The sequence below is a fragment of the Rhodoferax sp. RT5P35 genome (genome assembly GCF_056521385.1).
Map to the genome: position 1 here is coordinate 119189 of NZ_JBWMAX010000004.1, position 21508 is coordinate 140696.

Consider the following 21508-nt stretch of genomic DNA (forward strand, 5'->3'; position numbering starts at 1 on the left):
CAGCGCCTACCGGCTAGCCTACCAGCAGGGTCAGGCTGCTGATCATTGCCGCCACGGCCCAGAAGGCAAAGAAAGACAGGCTGTACACGCCCTGGCGTGACAGGTCCAGCGGCTGGCCCAGCCAGTGCAAGCTGCTAGGGTCCACCACCGCAAACACCAGACCCTCCAGCAAACAAGCGCCCAAAAATCCCGACCACAGCACACTGGTGATGCGTTGTACTGCCATGCTGCCCGCCTACTTCTGCCGCACCGCGCCGGGGGGCGTGGCGGCGTGGTTGCGCGCTTGCTCGGCTGGGGCCAGGGTGCCCTGCAGGGCCAGCGTCTTGTTGATCTCCAGGCCCTGGCGGTAATAGTCCTGCGCCAGCACCGGATCTTGCCGGGTGAAGGCCAGCCAGGCCGTAACAAGAGCGGCTACCACCACGATCAGCGGGCCGGAGATGACCAGCCACACGTGGCCGTATTTCCACCAGGGTTGCGAAGTTTTTTCAGACATGGACTTTCTCCTTAATGTGAACAAGGCATCTAGCTATTCCCCACCCAGCATGCGGGCAGAACGCACACTTTCCAGAAACACCGCAGAACTGGCAATGCCCGGCTGCTGGTGTTGCCCCCTGCGTGTCGAATCGGTTTTGGTAAACCGGTTCGAGGGGGGTTGGCGAAAGATGCGAAGCACTGCAGCCTGGGGGTGAGTAATTAGCGGGGCACGATAAACGTGGATTTCTCGGATACGCGGTCTTTGCCGTCGGCACTGGCGATGTCAAACACCACCGGGTGCGAACCCGGCGTGGCCGAGCCATAGGGGATGTGCAGGCGCACCGCCACCCAGCGCGACTGCACGGCACCCACCTCCACCTCGGTTTCCGATGCAACTTCCAATCCGGCCAGCCCGTCCAGCCCGTGGGCCGATAGCGTGTAGCGCTGGGGCGATTCGGTGGCGTTCATCACCTGCAGGCGGTAAACGTTCTCTAGCTGGCCCCCGGCCACAATGCGCGACAGGGCGGCGCGGTCGCGCACCACGTCCACCTTCAGCGGGGTGCGCAGTGCCAGGCTGATGCCCAGGCACAGCATCAGGGTCCATAGCAGCGCGGTGTAAACCAGCACCCGGGGCCGCAGCACCCTGCGCAGGATCTGGCGGGCCGTCCAGCCCCCGGCCATGCCGTTCTCGGTGGCAAAGCGGATCAGGCCGCGGGCATAGCCCATTTTGTCCATCACCCCATCGCACACGTCCACACAGGCCGCGCAGTTGATGCACTCGTACTGCAGGCCCTGGCGGATGTCGATGCCGGTGGGGCAGACCTGCACGCACAGGGTGCAGTCCACGCACGACCCCAGGCCCAGCGCCGCAGGGTCGGCTTTGCGGGAACGGGCACCGCGCGGCTCACCCCGGTTGGCGTCATAGCTGACGATGAGCGTGTCCTTGTCGAACATGGCGCTCTGAAAGCGGGCGTAGGGGCACATGTACTTGCATACCTGCTCGCGCATGAAGCCCGCATTGCCGTAGGTAGCCGCGCTGTAAAACAGGCCCCAAAAGACCTCCCACGAGCCGAAGTTCAGCTGCAGCGACTCCTGCAGCAGGTCTTGGGTGGGGGTGAAATACGACACAAAGGTGAAGCCGGTCCACAGTGACAGCAGCATCCACACTGCATGCTTGGCCCACTTCTTGCCGATCTTGTGGGCAGACAGGGGGCCGCCGTCCAGGCGCATGCGGGCACCCCGATCGCCCTCGATGCGGCGCTCTATCCACATGAAGATCTCGCTGTACACCGTTTGCGGGCAGGTAAAGCCGCACCACAGCCGCCCGGCCACGGCGGTGAACAAAAACAGCGACAGGGCCGACACCACCAGCAGGCCCGTAAGGTAGATGAAATCCTGCGGGTACAGCACCAGGCCAAACAGATAAAACCGCCGCGCCGCCAGGTCCAGCAGCACCGCCTGGCGCTCGCCGTACTGCAGCCACGGCAGGCCGTAGAACACCAGTTGCGTCAGCAACACCATGCCCCAGCGCCAGCGGGCAAACAGGCCCTGCACCGAGCGCGGATAGATCTTGGGCTGGGCCGCGTACAGCGACACCAGTTCCTCGCCTTCGGCGGCTATCGGGGTGATGGGGATGGTTTTGCGCATGGCCTACGGTGTCGGCTTGTTCGATAGGCCCCACACGTAGCTGGCCAGTACGTGGATTTGCGCCTCGGTCAGCTTGGTCTCTTGGGCGGGCATCTGGTTGGTTTTGCCGTTGTTGACCATGGCGATGATGGCCGCCTCGCCCCAGCCGTGCAGCCAGATGTCGTCCGACAGATTGGGTGCGCCGATGGCCTGGTTGCCCTTGCCGCCCACGCCGTGGCAGGCCGCGCAGACCGAGAATTTGGACTTGCCCAGAGCGGCACGCAGCGAATCGTTGGGGCTGCCCGACAGGCTGAGCACGTAGTTGGCCACGTTCTTCACATCGTCGGGCGTGCCCACGGCAGCGGCCATGGGCGGCATTACACCGATGCGGCCATGGGTGATGGTTTCCAGGATTTTGTCGGGCGTGCCACCGTGCAGCCAATCGCCGTCGGTCAGGTTGGGAAAGCCCTTGCTGCCACGGGCGTCCGAGCCGTGGCACTGGGCGCAGTTGTTCATGAACAGGCGCTCGCCCACCGCCATGGCCTGGGCGTTGCCGGCCAGCTTCTCCGGCGGGAGGGCTGTGAATTTGGCATACAACGGCTCCAGCTCGCGGTTGGCCTGCGCCACTTCGGCGTTGTACTCGCCCACCTGGGTCCAGCCCAGCGTGCCCGCATAGCTGCCCAGGCCGGGGTAGGCCACCAGGTAGCCCACGCCAAACAGCACCGTCAGGATGAACAAGCCCACCCACCACAGCGGCAGCGGGTTGTTCATCTCGCGCAAATCGCCGTCCCACACATGGCCGGTGGTGTTGTCGCTCTGGAACGGCACCTTCTTGCGGGCCGTAACCCACAGCAGAAGCAGGCAGGCGGCGATGCTGACAACAGAAACGGCGCTGATAAAAACCGACCAGAAGTTGCTCGTGAAATCGCTCATGGGAATTCCTTCCGGGATCAGTCTTGCAAAAAGGGCAACTGCGCTGCGTCGTCAAACTGCGCCTTGTTGTGGCGCGAAAACGCCCACACCATGATCCCGATAAAGGTGATGAAGCTGCAAACGGTGGCGGCGATGCGCAAGGTGGTGACGTCCATGGGGGCTTTCAGGTTCAGGGGGCTGGAGCAGGGGGTGCGGGAGGCACGTTCTCGGCGGCTTTGGCCGCCAGCTGGTCGGTCAGGGCCCGGCCCAGCACCTGCAGATAGGCGATGAGCGCGTCCTGCTCGGTCTTGTCCTTCACCGCAGCCGCACCACCGGCAATGTCGGCGTCGGTGTAGGGCACACCCACGGTGCGCAGGGCCCGCATGCGCGGTGCAACATCGGTGGGGTCGACCAGGGCGGTTTCCAGCCAGGCGTAGCTGGGCATGTTGGATTCGGGCACCACGTCGCGCGGGTTGTGCAGGTGGATGCGGTGCCATTCGTCGCTGTACTTGCCGCCCACGCGCTGCAGGTCGGGCCCGGTGCGCTTGCTGCCCCACTGGAACGGGTGGTCGTAGACAAATTCACCGGCGACCGAGTAGTGGCCGTAGCGCAGGGTCTCGGCGCGGAACGGGCGGATCATCTGCGAATGGCAGCCGTAGCAGCCTTCGCGCAGGTACACGTCGCGCCCCATCAGCTGCAGCGCGGTGTAGGGCTTGAGGCCGGTGACCGGCGCGGTGGTGGACTTCTGGAAGAACAGCGGCACGATCTCCACCAGCCCGCCCACGGCGACTACCAGCAGGATCAGCACGATCATCAAAAAGTTGTTGGTCTCGATCTTTTCGTGCGAGAAAAACGCAATGGGTTTCTTTTTGTCAGCCATGGGGTTCTTTCAGGCGTGGGCCATTTGAAAAGTGGGCACAGGTACCAGCACTGAACGACCCCGGGTGACCGTCATCCACACGTTCCAGGCCATCACCAGCATGCCGCTGAAGTACAGCAGGCCGCCCATCACGCGGACCACATAGAACGGATAGGTGGCCTTGACGCTTTCCACAAAGGTGTAGGTCAGTGTGCCGTCGGTGTTCACCGCGCCCCACATCAGGCCCTGCATCACACCGGCAATCCACATGGCGGCGATGTAGAGCACAACGCCGACGGTAGCCATCCAGAAGTGCAGCTCGATGGCGGGCACGCTGTGCATTTTCTTGCCGCCAAACATGCGCGGAATCAGGTGGTAGAGCGACCCCATGGTGATGAACCCGACCCAGCCTAAAGCGCCGGAATGCACGTGGCCAATGGTCCAGTCGGTGTAATGGCTGAGTGCATTGACAGTCTTGATGGCCATCATCGGACCCTCAAACGTGCTCATGCCGTAGAAGGACAGCGAAACGATCAGGAAGCGCAGGATCGGGTCGTCGCGCAGCTTGTGCCAGGCACCCGAGAGCGTCATCACGCCGTTGATCATGCCGCCCCAGCTGGGGGCCAGCAAAATCAGCGAAAACACCATACCCAGCGACTGCGTCCAGTCGGGCAGCGCGGTGTAGTGCAGGTGGTGCGGGCCAGCCCACATATAGGTGAAGATCAGCGCCCAGAAGTGCACGATGGACAGGCGGTACGAGTACACCGGCCGCTCGGCCTGCTTGGGGATGAAGTAGTACATCATTCCCAAAAATCCGGCGGTCAAAAAGAAGCCCACGGCGTTGTGGCCGTACCACCACTCGACCATCGCGTCCTGCACCCCGGCATAGGCCGAGTAGGACTTCATCCAGCCTGCGGGCACCTCGGCGCTGTTCACCACGTGCAACAAAGCCACGGCGATGATGAAGGCCCCGTAGAACCAATTAGCCACGTAGATATGTTTCACGCGTCGGCGACCGATCGTGCCAAAGAACACGATGGCATACGACACCCACACCAGTGTGATCAGGATGTCGATGGGCCATTCCAGCTCGGCGTATTCCTTGCCGGTGGTGTAGCCCATAGGCAGGCTAATGGCGGCGGCCACAATCACTGCCTGCCACCCCCAGAACACGAAAGAGGCCAGGCGCGGGCAGAACAGCCGGACCTGGCAGGTGCGCTGCACCACAAAGAAGCTGGTAGCCATCAGCGCGCAGCCGCCAAACGCAAAAATCACCGCATTGGTGTGCAGGGGGCGCAGGCGGCCGTAGCTGAGCCAGGGAATGCCAAAGTTGAGCTCTGGCCAGGCCAGTTGAGAGGCAATGACCACCCCCACCAGCATGCCCACCACGCCCCACACCACGGCCATCAGGGAGAACTGCCGCACCACCGTGTCGCTGTAGACCTCAGGGGGATCGGTTTGGGTATGTGTGTAAGCCATGGTCACCTCGGTTGTGTTCATGGCAGTGTCGGAGCGATGGGCCAAAAAGACTTTGATTCAAGTCAAGCCAACGTCATTTAGGCTGCTCGCGATAAGCGGCCCCTGCTTGCTTCAAGAACACCGCAGAACTGGCTTTGCCAGGCTGCCGGTGTTGCCCCCTGCAAGGGGGTTGGCGAAAGATGCGAAGCACTGCAGCCTGGGGGTGAGCAAATACCTTAATCGTTGTGCAGAATTCGCTCTCCTTCTTGCTCAACTGATTCGAATTGGCCCTGAAAAACGGCCCACCACAGGCCGCCCAGGATCAGCAAGACCAAGACAACCGACAAGGGGATCAGCAGGTACAGGATGTCCATTAGTAAGCCTTCAAGCAATTGCTATATTTTTCGCAGCTACTTGCGTAGGTAGAACATGCGCTAGAGGCATATTTCATATAAATTTAATCCCGCGACAATCTGGCGGCGTTCAGCACCACCAGCAAAGAACTCAACGCCATGCCCAGCCCGGCCAGCCAAGCGGGCAGCCAACCGGCCAGCGCCAGCGGCACACACACGGCGTTGTAGCCCGCAGCCCACACCAGGTTTTGACGCACCACCCGCAGCGTGCGCCTGGCCATCCACAATGTTTGCGGCACCCGGCCCAATTGGTCGCCGGTCACCACCAGGTCCGCCTGCCGCTGCGCCAGGGGCACGGCCTGGCCGAAGGCGAAGGAGACGTGGGCGGCGGCCAGCACCGGGCCGTCGTTGAGGCCATCGCCGACCATCGCTACATGGCGGCCCTGGCGCTGCAAGGCCTGCAGGTGTAGCAGCTTGTCTTGGGGCGTGCAGCCGCCGCGCGCTACGGTGATGCCGACCTGGGCCGCCACCCGCAGCGCGGCGCTGGCCTGGTCGCCCGACAGCAGCTCCACCCGCACGCCAGCGGCCTGCAGCGCCTGGATGGCCTGCAGCGCGTCGGGCCGCACGTCCTCGGACAGGTCAAAGGTGGCCAGCCAGCCCAGCCCGTCGCCCAGGTAAACCTGCCGTACGGTATCAATGACATCGAAGCCTGCGGGCACGCTGCACCATGCGGCAGACCCCAAGTACACCCGCCCCAGGGCGTCCATCCCGCGCATGCCCTGCCCGGCCACTTCTTCCACCCGGCGCAGCGGCTCTGCCACCACCCCTTGGGCCTGGGCGGCGGCCACGATGGCGCGCGATGCCGGGTGCAGCGACTGCGCGGCCAGCCCGGCGGCCAGCCCCAGCGCCACGGCGGGCGGCATGTTGCCCCGGGTGCGGATGGCGACCACCGCCATGCCGCCCTGGGTCAGCGTGCCGGTTTTGTCGAAAACCACGGTGTCCACCTGCGCCAGGTTTTCCAGGGCCTGCAGGCGGCGCACCAGCACACCCGATTGGGCCAGCCGCCCCGCCGCAGCCAGCAGCGCTGCCGGGGTGGCCAGCGACAGCGCGCAGGGGCAGGTCACCACCAGTACCGCCACCACCACCATCAGCGCGTGGCCGGGGCCAGACGGCCACCACAGCACGCCCGCCAGCGCAGCCGCCAGCAGCACGCCGACCAGAAAGGGCCGCGCCACCCGGTCGGCCAGCTGCGCCAGCCGGGGCTTCTGGCTGGCGGCCTGGGCCATCAGCGCCACGATCTGGGCGAAGCGGGTGCTGTCGCCCAGGCGGTCCACGTGCAGCTCCACCGGGGCCGTGAGGTTGTAGCTGCCGGCCAGCACCGGCTCGCCCACCGCGCGGCTAATCGGGGTGGATTCGCCGGTCAGCAGCGCCTCGTCCACCTGGGTGCGGCCTTGCAGCAGGGTGCCGTCGGCGGGAAAGGCCTCGCCGGGCAGCACGCGCAGGTGGTCGCCTACCTGCAAGCGCCGCACGGCTATGCGAACAAAGGCGTTGCCGTTCCAGCGTTCGACACTGTCGGGCAGGCGGCTGATCAAGGCCTCCAAAGCGCCCGCCGTGCGGTCGCGCAGGCGCAGCTCCAGCCAGCGGCCGGTGAGTAAAAAGAACACGAACATGGTCAGCGAGTCGAAGTAGACCTCGTGCCCCAGCACGCCCTGCGGGTCGAAGGTGGCTGCGCTGCTGACGGCAAAGGTCACGGCCATCCCCAGGGCGGCGGGCAGGTCCATGCTGACGCGGCGCTGGCGCACGTCGCGCCAGGCGTTGGCAAAGAACGGCCCGCAGGAAAACACCAGCACCGGCAGCGTCAGCACCCACGAGGCCCAGCGCATCAGCTGCGCCATGTCGGCCGTCATTTCGCCCGGCCCGGCCACGTAGGCGGGCATGGCGTACATCATCACCTGCAGCATGCAAAAGCCCGCCACCAGCCAGCGCCACAGGGCCCGGCGCTGCTCTGCCTGGCGGCGCGCCAGCTCAGGGGCATCCAGCGCGGGAATGGCGTGGTAACCGGCGCGCTCCACCGCCGCCAGCCAGGCCGAGGGCTGGGTGTGCGCCGCCGACCAGACCACCCGCGCGCGGTGCGATGCCGCACCCACCTCGGCCAGCCGCACGCCCGGCACGGCGCGCAAGGCCTGCTCCACCGACAGCGCACAGGCCGCGCAGTGCATGCCGTCGATCAGCAGCTGCGACTCCTGGTAGTCGGGCCACTGCGCCGATGGCTGGGTGAAGGCAGCCCATTCCGTGGGATCGTCCAGCCAGACAGGGGCCATTGGGCGGGGAAGCGAAAGCACGGCAGACATAGGCCAAGCCTAGCGCTGTAGGACAGCGCCGCGTTTGACGCAGATCAACGCCAAAGCCTATAAATCGGACTAATCTGAAAGGACCAACTCCAGGAGATCACCATGTACACCAGCATTCTTGTCGCCACCGACGGGTCCGAACTGTCCCACAAGGCCGTCACCAGCGGTATCGACCTGGCCGCGCTCACGGGGGCCAAGTTGGTCATCGTCAAGGTGGTGCCACGCTACGCCCGCACCTATTTTGAAGGCTCCATCCCAGTCAGCATGGACGACTCGGCCCGCATCGAACAGCAGTGGATCGACGACGGCCAGCTGGTGGTGAATGCCTATAAGGCTGCTGCGCTGGACAAGGGGGTGACCGCCGAGACCGTGGTGGTGCAGTCTGACCTGGTGGCCGAGGGCATCATCTCCGCCGCCACCAAGTACGACGCCGACCTGATCGTCATGGCCTCGCATGGCCGCAAGGGCATCAGCCGCCTGCTGCTGGGCAGCGAAACCCAGCACGTGCTGACGCATTCACATACGCCGGTGCTGATCCTGCGGTGACTGTGTACACCCCCAGGCTGCAGTGCTGCGCATCTTTCGCCAACCCCCTTGCAGGGGGCGCATCCAGTGGCCTGGCAAAGCCAGTTCCACGGATGCCTTGAGGGGTTTGCGTTCTGGCTGAAAGTTGGGGGTGGTGTCGTAACGGCTGCATGGAAAAACCCGGGGTAACGCAGGTTTTACTTACGCCAGCAGCTACTTAATCTATAGCGCAGCCGTCACGCCGCCATCCACGTACAGGATTTGCCCGTTCACAAACCGCGAGGCATCGCTGGCCAGGAAGATGGCTGCGCCGACCAGGTCTTCCACATCACCCCAGCGGCGCGAGGGGGTGCGGTTCAGCAGCCAGGCGCTGAAGGCGGGGTCGTCTACCAGGGCCTGGTTCAGCGGGGTTTTGAAGTAGCCGGGGCCTAGGCCGTTGACTTGCAGGCCGTGCGGGCCCCAGTCGATGGCCATGCCCTTGGTGAGCATCTTTACTGCACCTTTGGTGGCAGTGTAGGGAGCGATGTGGGGGCGGCCCAGCTCGCTTTGCACCGAGCAGACGTTGATGATCTTGCCGCGCCCGCGCGCAATCATGTGGCGGGCGACGGGCTGGGACACAAAAAACACGCTATCCACATTGGTCCGCATCAGCTCGGCCCAGTGCGCCAGCGGGAAGGTCTCCAGCGGCGCGCGGCGCTGTATGCCCGCGTTATTGACCAGAATGTCGATGGGGCCGTGGTCGCGCTCCCAGCCGTCGATAGCCAGGACGGCAGCAGCAGCGTCGGTCACGTCAAACGGCAGCGTCGTCGCGGCAAAGCCCAGCGCCTGCAGCTTCTGCGCGGCCTCGGCCAGCCGGGTGGCATCGCGGCCATTCAACAACAGGTGGGCTCCGGCCGACGCCAGGCCGCAGGCCAGCGCAAAGCCGATGCCGCTGCTGGAACCGGTGACCAGCGCAGTGCGCCCGGTCAGGTCAAAAGCCGCCAACGCGGGGGGAAGGGTGTGGGGGGTTTGCATCAGCACTACTCTACGCCAGCACTTGCATCCGCCACGCCAGCGCCCATGTAAGCTGTGGTCAGCGCTCGGACGCATTTTTATAGAAATTGGGCTTCTGGCGCATATTCCACATACACCTATAGCTACATAAATAATAGCAAAAGGTGCTTGCCATCGTATCCATTTTGAAAGGCCCCGCCATGGCTTTAGGCTGGTTTTCTCTGCTCAAGACCGTTCCCTGGACCGAGGTGATCGCCACCGCGCCGCTGGTCGCCCAAGGGGCTAAAAAGCTTTGGGACAGCGTGGCCAAAAAATCGCCTGCCGTGCCCGCGCCGCCTGCGGCGCCGGTACTGCCCACCAACGACCTGGTGGTCGCCCAGTTGCAAACCCGCATCCTCGCGCTGGAAGCCACCAGCGCCGAGTTGCACACGCAGATGCGCGCATCCAGCGAGCTGATCCAGGCACTGGCCACGCAAAACACCGAGCTGGTACAGCGGGTCGAAGCCAACCGGGTGCGGCTGCGCTGGCTGAGCCTGGCCCTGGCCGCGCTGGCCATCGCACTGGTCTACACGCTGAAGATTGGTATTTAACTGACAGGCACGCCATGTACATCCCCCCTGGATTCAACACCGTCACGCCCTACTTCTTCGTGACCGATACCAATGCGTTTGTGCAATTTTTGGTGGCCGGGCTGGGCGGTACCGAAACCTGCCGCAGCCTGCGCCCCGACGGCCTGGTGGCCAATGTGCAGGTGCGGCTGGGCACGTCTACCGTGATGGCCAGTGAAGCCAGCCCCGCCTACCCTGCGATGGCGGCCGCGTACTACCTGTATGTGGAAGATGCCGACGCGGCCCAGGCTCAGGCGCTGCAGCACGGTGCCACGCTGGAGATGGCCGTAGCCGACATGCCCTACGGCGACCGCCAGGGCGGCGTGCGCGACCCGCATGGCAACATCTGGTGGCTCTCACAGCGCACCGTGCAAGCACCCTACACGCCGTAGCCCATATTCCGCATACTTCCAAAGCTACTAATTACATAGCAACAGCATCTACCGCTGTTAACGACCCAGCCAGCGCAGCAGCTGCTGGATGCGCGGCGTGTACGGCGGGTACACCAGCCCGCCGCCCGACCAGCGCGACTGCAGGAACACCGGCTTTTCATGGCTGAACCGGCGAAAGCCCCACTCGCCGTGGTAATGGCCCTGGCCGGACGGCCCCACGCCGCCAAACGGCAGACCGTCTTGCGCCAGATGCACCAGGGTGTCGTTGGTGCTGACCCCTCCCGACTGGGTGTGGGCCAGCACCTGGTCGCGGTGTGCGGTATTAGTGCCAAACCAGTACAAGGCCAGCGGCTTGTCGCGGGCGTTCACAAACGCAATCGCTTCCTCCAGCGTGTCGTAAGGCACGATGGGCAGCACCGGGCCGAAGATTTCCTCTTGCAGCGCGCGCATGCCAGCGTGCACGCCCAGCAACAGCACCGGGGGCCATTGCCGATGGAGGCGGTCACCGTTCGAAGGCTCCAGTTCCACCACTGTCGCGCCCTGCGCCTGCGCATCGGCCACCAGGGCCTGCAGGCGCGCCAAGTGCCGGTCACTGGCGATGCTGGTGTAGTCGGGGTTGCCCTGGAAGGCCGGGTACAGCCGCTGCATGCTGGTGCGCAGGGCTTGCACGAAGGCGGTAACCATGGGGCGCGGCACCAGGGCGTAGTCGGGGGCGATACAGGTCTGGCCCGCGTTGATCAGCTTGCCCCAGGCCAGCCGGTCCAGCGTCTTGCCCAGGTCGCAGGATGTGTCCACGATCACAGGCGACTTGCCACCCAACTCCAGCGTCACCGGGGTCAGATTTTTGGCTGCGGCTTGGGCCACAAGGCGGCCCACGGCGGTGGAGCCGGTAAACACCAGATGGTCAAACGGCTGGGCGCAAAAGACCTCGCCCAGCGCGGCATCGCCGGTCAGCACCGCCACCTCGTCGGGGGCGAAAAACTCGGCCACCGCCAGCCGCAGCCCCTCCGAAAAACACGGCGTGAGCTCCGACGGCTTCAGCAGCGCCCGGTTGCCCGCCGCCAGCACATCCACCAGCGGCGACAAGGCCAGCAGCAGCGGGTAGTTCCAGGGGCTGACGATGCCCACCACGCCCAGCGGCTGGCGCAGCATCAGGCTGCGGCCCGGCAGAAACAGCCAGCCGGTGGCCGCGCGCCGGGGCCGCATCCACGCCCGCAGGTGCTGGCGCGCATGGCGCAGGGCGCTGCGCACCGGCACCAGTTCGGTCAGGGTGATCTCGGCGGCAGCGCGGCTGCCGAAGTCCTGGCTGATCTGGGCGGTGAAGGCTTCGGCATGCTTGTCCAGCAGTGCGCCCAGGCGCTGCAGGCGGTCCCGGCGGGTGGCCTCGCGGGGCGCGGGGTCGGTGGCATGGACCTGGCGTTGCAGGGCCAGCAAGCGGGGAAGGTCGGATTCAGAGGTTTGCATAACCCCCATGGTGCCAGTACGCCCCGGCTGCGGGGAAAATACCCTGCCACGAATGTGACACACTTCGAGCCCCCGCCTGAGACACACAAAACCATGCCCCCGTTTTTTGACTTTTCCCCCGCCAGCATCGCCACCTTGGCCGCGGCCGATGTGACCCGCGCCCTGGCCGAAGATGTTGGCCCCGGCGACCTGACCGCCGCGCTGGTGGACCCCGCCCGCCACACCGGCGCCCGCATCCTGGCCCGCGAAGCGGCGGTGCTGTGCGGCGCGCCCTGGGTGGAGGCTACGTTGCGCCAAATCGCCCCCACCGCCACCTGGCAATGGCGGGTGCAAGAGGGCGAAACCTGTTCCGCCGACCAGGTGGTACTTGAGCTGGAAGGCCCGGCCCAGGCCCTGCTAACGGCCGAGCGCACCGCCCTCAACTTTCTGCAACTGCTGAGTGCTGTGGCCAGCCGCACGGCGCTGCACGTGCAGGCGGTGGCAGGCACCGGCACCCACATCGTGGACACCCGCAAGACCCTGCCCGGCCTGCGCCTGGCGCAAAAGTACGCGGTGCGCATCGGCGGCGGCACCAACCACCGCATCGGCCTGTATGACGCGGTACTGATCAAGGAAAACCACATCGCCGCCGCCGGGGGCGTGACCGCCGTGCTGCAACGCGCCCAGGCTCTGGCCCGGCAGGCGAACTTCATCGAGATCGAGGTCGAAACCCTGGCCCAGCTCGACGAGGCGCTGGATGCCGGTGCCCGCATGGTGCTGCTGGACAACATGGACCTGCCCACGCTGCACGAGGCGGTGCGCCGCAACACTGCGCGCGGTGACAAAAAAGCGGTGCTGGAAATCTCCGGCGGCGTAACCCTGCAAGGCCTGCGCACGCTGGCCGAAACCGGCGTAGACCGGATCTCCATCGGCGGCCTGACCAAGGACGTAAAGGCCACCGATTACTCCATGCGTTTCCAGGATCTGTGACATGACCACTTTGATGCTGGAAGTTGAATACGAGCAGCCCGTAGATGGCGCTAGCTGCGCGCCCCGCCACGCCTGGGCCCGCGTACCGCAAGAGCCCAGCCCCGCTGAGCGCCTGGCGCTGAAAGACCGCATCCGCCGCCTGCTCCAAGAGCGCAACGCGGTGATGGTGTCGCACTACTACGTGCACCCCGACCTGCAAGACCTGGCCGAAGAAACCGGCGGCCTGGTCAGCGACTCGCTGGAGATGGCCCGCTTTGGCCGCGACCACGCGGCGCAGACCCTGGTGGTGTCCGGCGTACGCTTCATGGGCGAAACCGCCAAGATTTTGTCGCCCGAAAAGCGCATTCTCATGCCGGATCTGGAGGCCACCTGCTCGCTGGACCTGGGCTGCCCCAGCGCCGAGTTCAACGCCTTTTGCGATGCCCACCCGGACCGCACCGTGGTGGTCTACGCCAACACCAGCGCCGAGGTGAAAGCCCGCGCCGACTGGCTGGTCACCTCCGGCTGCGCGCTGGACGTGGTGCGCGCCCTGAAAGACCAGGGCCACAAAATCCTGTGGGCCCCCGACAAGCACCTGGGGGCCTACATCCAGAAGGAAACAGGGGCCGACATGGTGTTCTGGAACGGAGCCTGCATCGTGCACGACGAGTTCAAGGCCTTTGAGCTGGAGGCCTTGAAGGCCGAACACCCCGAAGCCAAAGTGCTGGTGCACCCCGAGTCGCCCGCCGACGTGATCGCGCTGGCCGATGCCGTGGGTTCCACCTCGGCCATCCTGGCAGCGGCGCGCACCCTGGATGCCAGCACCTTCATCGTCGCCACCGACAACGGCATGCTGCACAAGCTGCGTACGCAAAACCCCACCAAGCTGTTCATCGAAGCGCCCACTGCCGGCAACAGCGCCACCTGCAAGAGCTGCGCGCACTGCCCGTGGATGGCGATGAACGGCCTGGCGGGCTTGGCCAAAGTATTGGAGCAGGGGCTGGAACATGGCCGCAACGAGGTCCACATCAACCCCGCCCTGGGCTTGCGCGCCCGCCTGCCCATCGACCGCATGCTGGCCTTCACCGCAGCCCTCAAAAACGGCCAAGCCACCACCGGGCTGGTGCCGAACATCGGCGCGGCCTGATGGCAAACACCACCGCGCTGATCGACTTTGCCGACCCGCACGGAGGCCCCCGTGTGCGCCATGCGTTTGGCACGCCGCAGCAGACGCTGGTGGCGCACACGCTGGACCAGGTCAAGCCGCTGCTGGATGCCGTGCAGGCTGCGTCGGCACAGGGTTTGTGGTGTGTGGGCTATGTGCGCTTTGAAGCCGCGCCTGCATTCGATTCCGCCCTGGAGGTCCATCCTGCCGATGGCCCTCTCGCCTGGTTCGCGGTGTTTGACACCCCCCTGCCCTGGCCCGCGCCCGCCCCCACCAGCGCGCAAATCGAGTGGAACAGCTTCATTACCCGCCCCGATTTCGACGCAGCCATGGATGCGCTGCACCAGGCCATCCGCGCAGGCGAGCTGTACCAAGTCAATCTCACAGCGCAGATGGCGGGCACATTCCAGGGCGACCCGCAAGCCCTGTTCGCCGCCCTGCAGCGCGCCCAGCCGGAGGGCTATGCGGCGCTGCTGGATACGGGTGATGCGCAGATTCTGTCCGTCTCGCCAGAGCTGTTTTTCGACTGGCGGGGTGGCCACATCCTGGCCCGCCCCATGAAAGGCACGGCACGCCGCGGTGCGGATGCGCAGGAGGACGCAGCGCTGGCCGCGTCGCTGCGCACATCGCCCAAGGAGCGCGCCGAAAACGTGATGGTGGTCGATTTGCTGCGCAACGACATCTCGCGCATCGCAGAGCCCTTCAGCGTGCAGGTGCCCCGCCTGTTCCACACCGAGGCGCTGCCCACGGTGTGGCAGATGACCTCTGACGTGACCGCCCGCACCCGGCCCGGCTGCACCCTGGCAGAGGTGTTTACCGCTCTGTTCCCCTGCGGCTCGGTCACCGGCGCACCCAAGGTACAGGCCATGCGCATGGTCCACCGCCTGGAAGCTGCTCCACGCGGGGTGTACTGCGGAGCCATCGGGGTGGTGCAGCCCGGTGGAGCCACCACCTTTAACGTGCCCATCCGCACCGTCACCTTGCGTGGCGAGCAAGCCCGCTGCGGCATCGGTAGCGGCATCACGTCGGACGCGCAAGCCGAGGGTGAATGGCAAGAATGGGCCGCCAAGCAGGCCTTTGTGCAGCGTGCCAGTGCGCCGTTTGCGCTGCTGGAGACCATTGCCATGGTAGACGGCCACCTGCGCCACCGCGACGCCCACCTGGCCCGCATGCAGGCGGCGGCAGCGCATTTCGGCACGCCATGGAATGCCGACCATGTGCACCAGGCGCTGCAAACCATCCTCCGCCCCCAAGGCGCATGGCGCGTGCGCCTGCTGCTGGATGCGCAAGGCCAGGCCACGGCAGAGGCCTACTCGCTGGAAGCCAGCCCGGCCCGGGTACGCCTGCAACTCGCCGACCGCCCGCTGGCCGAGGCGCACAGCGAATTTGTCCGCTTCAAAACCACCCGCCGCGCCCACTACGATGCATTCACGCCCACCCAGCCCGGCGTATTCGACACCTTGCTGTGGAACGCTGTCGGTGAAATCACGGAATGCACACGCGGCAACATCGCCCTGCTTTTGGACGGCCGCTGGGTCACCCCGCCGCTGGCCTGCGGGCTGCTGGGCGGCATTGGACGTGACAAGGCCCTGCAGGCAGGGCGTTTGGTGGAAGCGGTGGTGCGGGTGGCCGACCTGCCGCGGGTAGAAGCATGGGCTTTCGTTAACAGCCTGCGCGGCTGGTTGGCGGCGGATGTGGACACATAACTATCGTTTTAATAGCTACTAGCGCAGGTGGAATATGCGCTAGCGGCCTATTTCTTATAAATTCTCCGGCACCAGCACGGTAGCTTGCGCCGTGGCCGCCAGCTCCGGGTAGTCGCGGCTAAAGTGCAGGCCCCGGCTTTCCTGCCGGGCGCGGGCGCTGCGGACGATCAAATCGGCCACCTGGACCAGGTTGCGCAGCTCCAGCAGGTCGCGGGTCACGTGGTGGCGGGCGTAGAACTCGTCGATCTCGCTTTGCAGCAAGGCGATGCGGTGGGCGGCGCGTTCCAGGCGTTTGTTGGTACGCACGATGCCCACGTAGTCCCACATGAAGCGGCGCAGCTCGTCCCAGTTGTGCGAGATGACCACCAGCTCGTCGCTGTCGATCACCTGGCTGTCGTCCCAGGCGGGGAGCTGGGGCGCGGGGGCGCGGTCTGCGGCAGCCATGGCCTGGGCGGCGGCACGGGCAAACACCATGCATTCCAGCAGCGAGTTGCTGGCCAGCCGGTTGGCACCGTGCAGGCCGGTGCAGGCGGCCTCGCCGAGGGCGTACAGGCCGGGCACATCGGTACGGCCCGCCAGGTCGGTCAGCACGCCGCCGCAGGTGTAGTGGGCGGCGGGCACGACGGGGATGGGCTGGCGGGCGATGTCGATGCCGAGCTCCAGGCAGCGGGCATAGATGTTCGGGAAATGCTCCAGCAAAAAAGCCTTGGGCTGGTGCGAGATGTCGAGGTATACGCAGTCGAAGCCGCCCTTTTTCATCTCGAAGTCGATGGCGCGGGCCACCACGTCGCGCGGAGCCAGTTCGGCGCGCACGTCATGCTTGGGCATGAAGCGGCTGCCGTCGGGGCGCAGCAGGCGGCCACCTTCGCCGCGCACGGCTTCCGAGATCAAAAACGACTTGGCGTGCGGGTGGTACAGGCAGGTGGGATGGAACTGGATGAATTCCATGTTCGCCACCCGGCAACCGGCGCGCCAGGCGGCGGCAATGCCGTCGCCCGTGGCGGTATCCGGATTGGTGGTGTAGAGGTAGACCTTGCCAGCGCCGCCGGTGGCCAGGATGGTGTTGGGGGCACTGAAAGTAAGCACCTGGTCGGTGTCGGCATCCAGTGCGTACAGGCCCACGCAGCCCTGCTGGGGCAGGCCGAGCTTGCTGCCAATGATGAGATCCACCAGGGTGTGGTTTTCGAACAGGGTGATTTTCGGGTGGCTGCGCACCTGGGCCACCATGGTGGCCTGCACGGCAGCGCCGGTGGCATCGGTAGCGTGGACGATGCGGCGGTGGCTGTGGCCGCCTTCGCGGGTCAGGTGCAGCGCACCGTCTTCGGTAGAAAAAGGCACGCCCAGCGACTGCAGCCAAGCAATGCATTCGGGCGCGTGCTCGACCACCAAGCGGGTGGCCTCAACATCGCACAGGCCGCCCCCGGCGACCAGGGTGTCGTCCACATGCGATGCGAAGCTGTCGCCCTCGCCCAGCACAGCGGCAATGCCGCCCTGGGCCCAGGCGCTGGCACCGTCGGCCATGCCGCGTTTGGTGAGCACCGCGACGCGGTGGGTGGGGGCCAGCAACAGCGCGGCGCTGAGGCCTGCCAAGCCGCTGCCCACAATCAAAACATCAAAATCCAGGGAGGGGGCAGCAGGTGAGATCAAGGTGGGCCGTTATCTGTAGGTCAGCGTGTCAGCGGCGCGGCAGCAGGTGCACAGCCTTGGCAGAAACGCATATCTTGGAGATTGTCGCATTGCGTTTGCGACGCAGGTGCTGGCCGCTGAGGCCGAGGCAATGCCCAGCAAGCCTAAAAAGATTCCCAGTCGTCCGCGCCAGCTTTTGGTTGCGGAGCAGGCAGCTTGCCAGTGGCGGACAAGGCCTTTTGGGAAGCGGCAGCTCTCAAATTGGACCGGGCGCTGATGGCTGCGGGTGCCGGTGCGCGGGGTACCGGTGCGCGCACCGGCGGCGCTGGGCGCGCCAACGCGGAGGTGGCGGGGCTCTGAGCAGCTTGCGCCAGCTTGAAGATGGCCATGGCCTGCACCAATTCCGCGGCCTGGTTTTTCAGGCTGCTGGCAGCGGCGGCCATTTCCTCCACCAAGGCCGCATTTTGCTGGGTGGCCTGGTCCATCTGGGTCACGGCCTCGCCGATCTGGGCCACGCCCAACGATTGCTCGCCGCTGGCGGCGCTGATCTCGCCCATGATATCCGTGACACGGCGGATGGAGCCGACCACCTCGGTCATGGTGACACCGGCTTTGTCGACCAGCACCGTGCCCTGCTCCACGCGCGCCACACTGGCGGAAATCAGCAGTTTGATTTCTTTGGCGGCATCTGCCGAGCGACCGGCCAAGGAGCGCACCTCGCTGGCCACCACGGCAAAGCCCCGGCCCTGCTCACCGGCACGGGCGGCTTCCACAGCCGCATTCAACGCCAGGATGTTGGTTTGGAAGGCAATGCCGTCGATCACGCCAATGATGTCGGCAATCTTTTTGGAACTGTCGTTGATGCCCTTCATGGTTTCCACCACCTGGCCGACCACTTCGCCACCTTGGATGGCTACGCTGCTGGCACTCTGGGCCAATTGATTGGCTTGGCGGGCGTTGTCGGCGTTCTGTTTGACCGCCGAACTCAACTGCTCCATGGAGGCTGCAGTTTCTTCCAGCGCCGAAGCTTGGGATTCGGTACGACCCGACAGGTCGTGGTTGCCCTGGGCAATCTGGGTACTCGCCGCTGCCACGCCATCGGCATTGCTGCGCACGCTGCTGACGGTCTGCGCCAGGCTGTGCTGCATGCGCTGCAAAGCACCCAACAACTGGCCGATTTCATCCCGGCTATCCACCTCGATACGGCTGGCCAAGTCTCCCGCAGCCACGCTGTCTGCCGCGCGGATGGCCCGGCCCAGCGGCAGCGTGATGGAGCGGATCAACCACAAGGCCGCGACCAGGGCCAGTAAGCTTGCCGACAGTGCAACCGCCAGCATGGTGTTGCGCGCCGCGGTGTAGGCGTTGTCACTATTTTGGGCGGCAGCGCCTGCGCCTGCGCGGTTCAAGTCAATCAGTTTGTCGAGAGTGTCGCTGGCGCTGTCGTAAAACTTCTTGCTATCGCCCTCGAGCAAAGCACGGGCTTTGTCGTTTTCGTTTTTGCGCGACAAGGGGATGGCCTGATCATGGACCCGCATATATTGCTTCCAGTCGGCATCGAAAGATTCGTACAGCTTGCGCTCTTCAGGGCTACTGATGAGCAAAACATAGTCTCGGCGGCTTTTCTCAAAGGCTGCCAACGTCGCAGCCATATTTTTCTCGACACTGGCCATGGCGTTGTCGTCAGTGTTCAATACATGCTGGAACTCGGTGACCCGAAAATCCGCAGTATTGGTGTTCATTTTGTTCACCAGCTCAACGCTGGGCAACCAATTGGTAGTGATGTCGGAATTAGCTGTACGCATAGCCGCCATTTCCACCATGGCCGCGGCGCTCATCAGCAATAACATAGCCACCAGCAAGCCCAGCACGGCGGCCAAACGCGTAGAAATCTTCAAATTGGCTAGGTAGTTCATGGGCTTTACCGGTTGACTGAAAGCAAGGGTCTATGTCAACAGTCGTAACAACCATCTTGTGGGATGGGTAGCAGCTGGTAACGCTTTACACATTTTTACACACAAAATATTACATCCGTTCCGGCATTAGACATACCGTCCAACGAAAGGCCTTTCACCCAAAAGCTGCGACCTTGCGCATCACTGCAAACCCAACAACAGCAGCAGTGCTAAAGATGGTGTCACGGGCATGTTTGCCCATGGTTTAAATCTCGATCTTGGAGCCCAGTTCTACTACCGCGTTATTGGGCAGCCGCAAAAAGTCGGCGGCAGCGCTGGCGTTGTGGTGCATTTGGGCAAACAGTTTTTCACGCCATGGGGCCATGCCACCACCCAGAGTGGGGATAACGGTATCGCGCGACAGAAAATAGCTGGTGGTCATGACCTCCAGCTCGCAGCCCCGGCCCCGGATGTGCTGCAGCGCCTTGGGGATATCGGGCGTGTTTTTGAAGCCGTAGTGGATGGTGACCTGCCAACATTTGTGGCCCAGGGCCTCGACTTCGATGCGCTTGCCCATGCCGATCCAGGGGATGGGATGGTTGTTGACGGTCACAAACAGGTTGTGCTCGTGCAGCACCTTGTTGTGTTTGAGGTTGTGCAGCAAGGCGTTGGGCACAGTAGAGGCTTCGGCGGTCAAAAATACGGCCGTACCCTCCACGCGCACCGGCGGACTGATGAAGACCGAATCCAAAAAGCCCTTCAGGTCCATGGCGCTTTCACGCTGCTTATCGGCCAGCAGACGGCGGCCGTCTTTCCAGGTGGACATCACCACGTACAAAATCAGCGCCATCGCCAGAGGGAACCAGCCGCCCTGCATAATTTTGAGCGAGTTGGAAGCCAGGAACACCATGTCCACCAGCAAAAAGAAGCCGGTAGCCGCAATGCACAGGGGCAGCGAGTAGCCCCAGCCATAGCGCACCACATAAAAGGTCAGCACCGTGGTGATGACCATCAGCAGGCTGACCGAGATGCCGTAGGCGGCGGCCAATGCGTCCGAAGAACCAAACATCAATACGGCGGCAATCACCCCGGCCAGCAGCAGCCAGTTGACGGCGGGCACGTAGATTTGCCCGGTGTCGCGCACGGAGGTGTGCAGGATGGTCAGGCGGGGCAGGTAGCCCATCTGGATGGTTTGCTTGGTGGCAGAGAAGGCCCCGGAAATCAGCGCCTGCGAGGCAATCACGGTGGCGGCGGTGGCCAGCACCACGGTGGGGATCAACGCCCAGTCAGGGAACATCAAAAAGAACGGGTTTTCGGCTGCGGTCGGGTCCAGCAACACCAAGGCACCCTGGCCGAAATAGTTCAGCACCAGGGCCGGCATGACCACCGCAAACCAGGCCAGGCGGATGGGGTTCTTGCCAAAGTGGCCCATGTCGGCATACAAGGCCTCGGCTCCGGTCAGGCACAAGAACACCGCCCCCAGCGTGATGAACGCGATGTGCAGATGGGCATAACCAAACTGCAGCGCATACATCGGCGACAGTGCCCACAGCACCACCGGGTTGCGCACAATCTGGTGGATGCCCGCGATGGCCAGTACCGCAAACCACAACAGGGTGATGGGGCCGAAGAACTTGCCGATATCGCCCGTGCCACGGCGCTGCACCATAAACAGCAGCACCAGTACCACCAGCGCGATGGGTTTCACATACGGGGCCGCGCCAGGAGTGATGATTTCCATACCCTCAACCGCCGACAGCACGGAAATGGCGGGGGTAATGACCCCGTCACCAAAAAACAGCGCCAGGCCAAACACGCCCAGCATCAGCAAGCCGCGGCGCAAGCGGGGGCTGTCCTTGACCGACTCGGCAGCCAGCGCCAGCAGCGCCATCAAGCCACCCTCGCCCTCGTTGTCGGCGCGCATGATGAGCACCACGTATTTGAGCGACACCACCACCATCAGCGCCCAGAAAAAGAGCGACAACACACCCAACACATTGGCCTCAATGACCTGCACATGGCCATGGGCGAAGACTTCTTTGAACGCGTAAAGGGCAGAGGTGCCGATATCGCCGTAAACCACACCTAGCGCGCCCAGGGTGAGCGCCGACAGCGAAGATTTTGAACTTTGCACTAATGAGGCCCCGTCTGAATAA

At 64.5% G+C, this 21508-nt stretch carries 20 protein-coding genes; 6 read left to right on the plus strand and 14 right to left on the minus strand.

Going from position 1 to position 21508, the window contains the following annotated elements; translation table 11 throughout:
* Window positions 1–13: 13 nt before the first annotated feature.
* From AC097L_RS07200 to AC097L_RS07240, 9 genes are all read right to left on the minus strand, one after another.
* Window positions 14–226 (minus strand): hypothetical protein, encoded by a 213-nt coding sequence (locus tag AC097L_RS07200; RefSeq protein ID WP_479585584.1) that lies wholly within the window; start codon window positions 224–226, stop codon window positions 14–16.
* A gap of 9 nt (window positions 227–235) precedes the next feature.
* On the minus strand, window positions 236–493 hold the full coding sequence (locus tag AC097L_RS07205) for a FixH family protein (RefSeq protein WP_479585585.1): 258 nt from the start codon (window positions 491–493) through the stop codon (window positions 236–238).
* Between the two features lie 200 nt (window positions 494–693).
* Window positions 694–2121 carry a cytochrome c oxidase accessory protein CcoG gene (gene ccoG, locus AC097L_RS07210; protein WP_479585586.1) on the minus strand — a complete coding sequence of 476 codons (1428 nt, stop codon included), beginning with the start codon at window positions 2119–2121 and terminating at the stop codon, window positions 694–696.
* 3 nt (window positions 2122–2124) lie between these two features.
* Window positions 2125–3033 carry a cytochrome-c oxidase, cbb3-type subunit III gene (ccoP, locus tag AC097L_RS07215; RefSeq protein WP_479585587.1) on the minus strand — a complete coding sequence of 303 codons (909 nt, stop codon included), beginning with the start codon at window positions 3031–3033 and terminating at the stop codon, window positions 2125–2127.
* Between the two features lie 17 nt (window positions 3034–3050).
* On the minus strand, window positions 3051–3188 hold the full coding sequence (locus AC097L_RS07220) for a cbb3-type cytochrome oxidase subunit 3 (protein ID WP_295957486.1): 138 nt from the start codon (window positions 3186–3188) through the stop codon (window positions 3051–3053).
* 14 nt (window positions 3189–3202) lie between these two features.
* Window positions 3203–3892, minus strand: a complete 690-nt coding sequence (gene ccoO, locus AC097L_RS07225; protein ID WP_479585588.1) for a cytochrome-c oxidase, cbb3-type subunit II — start codon at window positions 3890–3892, stop codon at window positions 3203–3205.
* A 9-nt stretch (window positions 3893–3901) separates the two neighbouring features.
* Complete coding sequence (ccoN, locus tag AC097L_RS07230) at window positions 3902–5371, minus strand: cytochrome-c oxidase, cbb3-type subunit I (protein ID WP_479585589.1); 1470 nt, start codon at window positions 5369–5371, stop codon at window positions 3902–3904.
* 194 nt (window positions 5372–5565) lie between these two features.
* Window positions 5566–5703 carry a cbb3-type cytochrome oxidase assembly protein CcoS gene (ccoS, locus tag AC097L_RS07235; RefSeq protein ID WP_295957483.1) on the minus strand — a complete coding sequence of 46 codons (138 nt, stop codon included), beginning with the start codon at window positions 5701–5703 and terminating at the stop codon, window positions 5566–5568.
* Between the two features lie 83 nt (window positions 5704–5786).
* Window positions 5787–8003 (minus strand): heavy metal translocating P-type ATPase, encoded by a 2217-nt coding sequence (locus AC097L_RS07240; RefSeq protein ID WP_479585590.1) that lies wholly within the window; start codon window positions 8001–8003, stop codon window positions 5787–5789.
* A gap of 132 nt (window positions 8004–8135) precedes the next feature.
* Between AC097L_RS07240 and AC097L_RS07245 the strand changes: the two genes are divergently transcribed.
* Entirely contained in the window at window positions 8136–8579 is a 444-nt protein-coding gene (locus tag AC097L_RS07245; protein ID WP_479585591.1) for a universal stress protein, read from the plus strand.
* Window positions 8580–8780: 201 nt separating this feature from the next.
* Here the strand turns inward: AC097L_RS07245 and AC097L_RS07250 are convergent, their stop codons facing one another.
* Entirely contained in the window at window positions 8781–9572 is a 792-nt protein-coding gene (locus AC097L_RS07250) for an SDR family oxidoreductase (protein ID WP_479585592.1), read from the minus strand.
* A gap of 179 nt (window positions 9573–9751) precedes the next feature.
* Between AC097L_RS07250 and AC097L_RS07255 the strand changes: the two genes are divergently transcribed.
* Complete coding sequence (locus AC097L_RS07255; protein ID WP_479585593.1) at window positions 9752–10141, plus strand: hypothetical protein; 390 nt, start codon at window positions 9752–9754, stop codon at window positions 10139–10141.
* A 14-nt stretch (window positions 10142–10155) separates the two neighbouring features.
* Window positions 10156–10551, plus strand: a complete 396-nt coding sequence (locus AC097L_RS07260) for a VOC family protein (RefSeq protein WP_479585594.1) — start codon at window positions 10156–10158, stop codon at window positions 10549–10551.
* A gap of 57 nt (window positions 10552–10608) precedes the next feature.
* On the opposite strand, the gene AC097L_RS07265 is transcribed toward AC097L_RS07260, so the two are convergent.
* On the minus strand, window positions 10609–12015 hold the full coding sequence (locus AC097L_RS07265) for a coniferyl aldehyde dehydrogenase (protein WP_479585595.1): 1407 nt from the start codon (window positions 12013–12015) through the stop codon (window positions 10609–10611).
* Window positions 12016–12108: 93 nt separating this feature from the next.
* On the opposite strand from AC097L_RS07265, the gene nadC reads away from it, so the two are divergent.
* Genes nadC through pabB form a run of 3 tightly spaced genes read left to right on the plus strand, consistent with a single transcriptional unit; the run spans window position 12109 to window position 15834 of the window.
* Complete coding sequence (gene nadC / locus AC097L_RS07270; RefSeq protein ID WP_479585596.1) at window positions 12109–12984, plus strand: carboxylating nicotinate-nucleotide diphosphorylase; 876 nt, start codon at window positions 12109–12111, stop codon at window positions 12982–12984.
* A gap of 1 nt (window position 12985) precedes the next feature.
* Window positions 12986–14110 (plus strand): quinolinate synthase NadA, encoded by a 1125-nt coding sequence (nadA, locus tag AC097L_RS07275; RefSeq protein ID WP_479585597.1) that lies wholly within the window; start codon window positions 12986–12988, stop codon window positions 14108–14110.
* Entirely contained in the window at window positions 14110–15834 is a 1725-nt protein-coding gene (pabB, locus tag AC097L_RS07280) for an aminodeoxychorismate synthase component I (protein WP_479585598.1), read from the plus strand. Before nadA ends, pabB begins: the two co-directional genes overlap by 1 nt.
* Before the next feature lie 54 nt (window positions 15835–15888).
* Here the strand turns inward: pabB and nadB are convergent, their stop codons facing one another.
* The 3 genes from nadB to AC097L_RS07295 form a co-directional block, all read right to left on the minus strand.
* Window positions 15889–17481 (minus strand): L-aspartate oxidase, encoded by a 1593-nt coding sequence (gene nadB / locus AC097L_RS07285; RefSeq protein WP_479585599.1) that lies wholly within the window; start codon window positions 17479–17481, stop codon window positions 15889–15891.
* Window positions 17482–17624: 143 nt separating this feature from the next.
* Window positions 17625–19373: a methyl-accepting chemotaxis protein gene (locus AC097L_RS07290; RefSeq protein WP_479585600.1), complete on the minus strand. Its 1749-nt coding sequence runs from the start codon at window positions 19371–19373 to the stop codon at window positions 17625–17627.
* A 244-nt stretch (window positions 19374–19617) separates the two neighbouring features.
* Window positions 19618–21486, minus strand: a complete 1869-nt coding sequence (locus AC097L_RS07295) for a potassium transporter Kup (RefSeq protein WP_479585601.1) — start codon at window positions 21484–21486, stop codon at window positions 19618–19620.
* Between the last annotated feature and the right edge of the window lie 22 nt (window positions 21487–21508).